Source organism: Albidovulum sp. (assembly GCF_049646345.1).
In the GTDB taxonomy this organism is placed as follows: domain Bacteria; phylum Pseudomonadota; class Alphaproteobacteria; order Rhodobacterales; family Rhodobacteraceae; genus Albidovulum.
Window position 1 is genome coordinate 1 of the sequence record NZ_JBARVQ010000014.1, and the last position, 3,915, is coordinate 3,915.

The window sequence follows — 3,915 nt, forward strand, 5'->3', positions numbered from 1 at the left end:
TTGTTGATATGGACAAAGACCTTGCGACAGATCAGCGGGGCAAGCCGGGCGAGCGACCCGTCAGGCCCCGCCATCGCGATATGCCCCATCCGCGTGCCGGTCTTCGTTCCCGTGCCCGTCGCCGCCATTTCATCGTTTTCCCAGACCGTGCCGTCGAACATCAGAAGATCGGCATCTGACAGCCGGTTCACCAGCCAGTCGGGTGCTGTGGCGCAGCCCGGAATGTAGTAGGCCCGTTTGCCGCCCGTCGTCAGGCAAAGGCCAATCGTCTGTTCGCCCATCGCCCCGGTTTCAACCTCGTCACCCTCCAGATAGAGCGCGACCTTTCCGGGCACCGCGAAAGGCGTGACCTCCAGCCCCTCGATGGGGCTGAACGTTGTATCGAGCCCGATGGGGCGACGCGCGACCAGTGACGGATCGAGAACACCAAAGATCGGATTGGCCGCCAGCACCGACAGGATCTCGGTTGAGGCAAAGACATCGAACCCGGTCTTTTCCCTGAGCGTCAGCAGCCCCGCGACATGATCGACATCGGCATTGGTCAGCACCACCGCGCGCACCGGACTGCCGCGCAGGCCGGGCGGATGCAACGATGCCGTCCGATCCAACTGATCGCGGATATCGGGCGAGGCATTCAGCACCACCCAGTCACGTCCGTTGACGGAAACCGCCACGGAGGACTGGGTCATCCGTGGCAGCCGTCCGTTCCGCGCGTCAACGCAGTTCCGGCAGGCGCAGTTCCATTGCGGAAGACCGCCGCCCGCCCCGGCGCCGAGCACGGTCACCAGCATTGTTCACTCAGAACAGCGGGCGATCGTCGTCTTCGGCCGGTCCGTACATGTTGATCTCCATGCCGCAGCGGATCTCTGTGGCCTTAGGCTTAGTCCAGCTCATGTCAGGTCCTCCCTTGTTAAACGTAGGACCGAGAGTAGGGCCAACCCGGCAATCGGCAAATAAGACCAAAGCATGGGGGGACGGCACCGGGCCCACGACAAAATCCGGGCGACGGGTTTCATTCTGCGCGGTTTGCGCCTAAAGAGCGCCAACCCAACAATCCCCGAGGTTTCAGGATGCCACGCTCCGCGCTTGCGGCCTTTGCAGCTGCCGTATCACCGCCCCATGCGCCGGCCTTCCCGCTGTCGGTGGGGGCGCTCAGAACCGAGATCCTGTCCGGTCTGACGGTTGCCCTTGCCCTTGTGCCCGAAGCGGTGGCCTTTGCCTTCGTGGCCGGGGTTCATCCGCTGGTCGGTCTTTACGCCGCCTTTCTGGTCGGGCTGATCACGGCGCTGATCGGCGGGCGACCGGGCATGATCTCGGGCGCGACAGGGGCGCTGGCGGTTGTGATGGTGGCGCTCGTGGCCAGCCACGGGGTCGAATACCTCTTTGCGGCGGTCGTGCTGATGGGGGTCCTTCAGATCGCCGCGGGGCTGCTGAAACTCGGCAAGTTCATCCGGCTTGTGCCGCATCCGGTGATGCTGGGCTTCGTCAATGGCCTTGCCATCGTCATCGGTCTTGCCCAGCTGGAACAGTTCCGCCTGCCCGATGGCAATGGCGGACATGTCTGGATGACCGGCTGGCCGCTGGTCACCATGCTGGCGCTTGTCGCCGCGACGATGGCGATCATCTGGATCATGCCGCGCCTGACGCGGACGTTCCCCGCGCCTTTGGCCGGGATCGGCATCGTCGCCGCTTTGGTCATCGGCTTTGGCATCGACGTGCCGCGCGTGGGTGACCTTGCTTCGATCAAGGGCGGATTGCCCGCCTTCCACATTCCCGCCGTGCCCTTCACCATGGAAACGCTGCAGATCGTCCTGCCCTATTCGGTGATCCTGGCCGCCATCGGTCTGATCGAAAGCCTGCTGACGCTGAACCTTGTGGGCGAGATCACCGGCAAACGCGGCGGCGCCAGTCAGGAATGCGTGGCGCAGGGGATCGCGAACACCGTGACCGGTGTTTTCGGCGGCATGGGCGGATGCGCGATGATCGGCCAGTCGATGATCAACGTGACCTCGGGCGGCCGCACGCGGCTGGCCGCGATTGCCGCGGCCTTGTTCCTTCTCTCGTTCATCCTCTTCGGCTCGCCCCTGATCGAGCAGATCCCGCTCGCCGCGCTGGTGGGCGTCATGTTCATGGTGGTGATCGGCACCTTCGCCTGGCAGAGCTTCCGCGTGCTGCGCAAAGTTCCTGCGACCGATGCCGTGGTCATCGTGCTGGTGACTGCGATCACGGTGGCGACCGATCTTGCCATGGCGGTTGTCGCCGGGGTCATTGTTTCGGCGCTGGCCTATGCCTGGCAGAACGCCAAGCGCATCCATGCGACGACCACCGAAGAAGACGGCGCCAAGGTCTACCGGATCGAGGGGCCCTTGTTCTTTGGCTCGACCGACGGGTTTTCCGAACTCTTCGCGCCCGAGACCGACCCCGACCGGGTCATCGTCGATTTTGACGGCAGCCGGGTTGCCGATCAGTCCGCACTTGCGGCAATCGAGGCTCTCGCCGCGCGCTATGAGGCGCAAGGCAAGGTGCTGGCTCTGCGCCATCTCAGCCGCGACTGCCACGCGCTCTTGCATCGTGCGGGCCAGCTGATGATCGACAGCGACGATGACCCCGAATATGGGATCGCCGTCGATTACGGTGTGCGCGCAGGCGCTTTGAGCGGCGCGCACTGACCTGAAAGTAAGGTGGGTTTAAACCCACCTTACCATTGGGGTTGGGTAGAGTAAGGTGGGTTTAAACCCACCTTACCGAAGGTTCAGACCCCGTCACCACCTTCTGCCTCATCCGCTTCGCCCACCGGGCAGCAGCGGTATTCCTGGCTTTTCTCCAGAAGCTGGATGCGCTTGGCCAGCAACTGGTTTTCCAGGTCCTTGCGGGCAAGATCGAGTTGGATCGACTTCTGCCGACTTTCCTCGCAGGTATTGCACGCATCAAGGCAGCCCTTGACGATGATCGCCTGCGTCGGAAGGCAGGTTTCGCGGGTGAAGCTGAGTTCGGCCGAGAATTTGGCCGAGACATTGCCGCCAACGCGGTCAAGAACACCGGCCTTCACCAGTTCCGCATCGACCGCGCGCAGCGCCTTGTCGCGTTCGGCCTGCGACATCGGCGGCACGCGCGCGGACAGGGCCGCGCTGCGGTTCGCCAGAGCCAGGTTGAGGTTCCCGGTACTGGAAAGCCCGCCGCCGCCGAGAAGATTGGCCTTGTGGGCCGCCGCACTGGTCCGGCCAGCCGTCTCGACCTCAAGCCGGTTGGCCTGCGTCGCGCGGATGCCGTCGGGGATGACCGCTACGCTCGATGCAGGCCGGATCGGGCGCGCATCCACGCGGGCATCGCCCGCGCGGTCGATGACACGGCGCAGCACCGCCTTGATGGTGAATTTCAGCACCTGCTTCTTGACCAGCTGATAGGCAAGATAGGTCACCGCATGGCAGTCGTTCCGGTTCTCGAAGACCCGGGTCGACGCCTCATAGGCGCTTTCGCTTTCGCCCTCGGCATGGTTGCGGCTTTGCACCTCGCCCACGGCGATGGAGTTCGCCGCCCGCGTGGCCTGAACTGACCGATCATGCGAGGAGGAGGCATGTTGCGTCAGTTCCCGCGCGAAATCGGCGCTGGAATTGGCGTTGAAATCGCCGTCCACACTGGTGCTGGCCCCGCCCGCGAAACCGGCGGTCCAGTAGTCCGCGCTGCCATTCACCTCAAAATCCGAATGCGACTGGCTGTTCGCCTCGGCCTGATCGCGGATCGTAAGGTCGGACATGTAGCGGTCCATCGAGGACATGTAGAAGGTCTCTTCCGAGGCCTGTTCATGCCGGTAGTTCACCTCGGATTCGCTGTCATAGCTGAAGCGCGAATTGCGCGACGCCGTGTAGAGCCGGACCTTCTCGCCAGGTAGCAGCGTCGTGGAATAAACCACGTCAC

4 protein-coding genes are annotated in these 3,915 nt (G+C 63.8%); 1 reads left to right on the top strand and 3 read right to left on the bottom strand.

Translation table 11 applies throughout. The annotated features are described in order from the left end of the window. Both pqqB and pqqA read right to left on the bottom strand, forming a co-directional pair. Positions 1 to 791, bottom strand: a 791-nt coding sequence (gene pqqB, locus WBB85_RS00335; RefSeq protein ID WP_432636630.1) for a pyrroloquinoline quinone biosynthesis protein PqqB, incomplete at its 3' end; no start/stop codon positions are given. A 7-nt stretch (positions 792 to 798) separates the two neighbouring features. Then, positions 799 to 894: a pyrroloquinoline quinone precursor peptide PqqA gene (gene pqqA / locus WBB85_RS00340; protein ID WP_432636631.1), complete on the bottom strand. Its 96-nt coding sequence runs from the start codon at positions 892 to 894 to the stop codon at positions 799 to 801. Positions 895 to 1,070: 176 nt separating this feature from the next. On the opposite strand from pqqA, the gene WBB85_RS00345 reads away from it, so the two are divergent. Then, a complete protein-coding gene (locus WBB85_RS00345) occupies positions 1,071 to 2,669 on the top strand; it encodes a SulP family inorganic anion transporter (protein ID WP_432636632.1) in 1,599 nt (532 codons plus the stop codon). A gap of 83 nt (positions 2,670 to 2,752) precedes the next feature. Here WBB85_RS00345 and WBB85_RS00350 read toward each other — a convergent pair. Beyond that, a partial coding sequence (locus WBB85_RS00350; protein ID WP_432636633.1) for a hypothetical protein occupies positions 2,753 to 3,915 on the bottom strand: 1,163 nt, incomplete at its 5' end.

Coding starts and splice junctions, on each gene's coding strand:
- pqqA (WP_432636631.1), bottom strand. CDS start 894: ATGAGCTGGACTAAGCCTAAGGCCACAGAGATCCGCTGCGGCATGGAG.
- WBB85_RS00345 (WP_432636632.1), top strand. CDS start 1,071: ATGCCACGCTCCGCGCTTGCGGCCTTTGCAGCTGCCGTATCACCGCCC.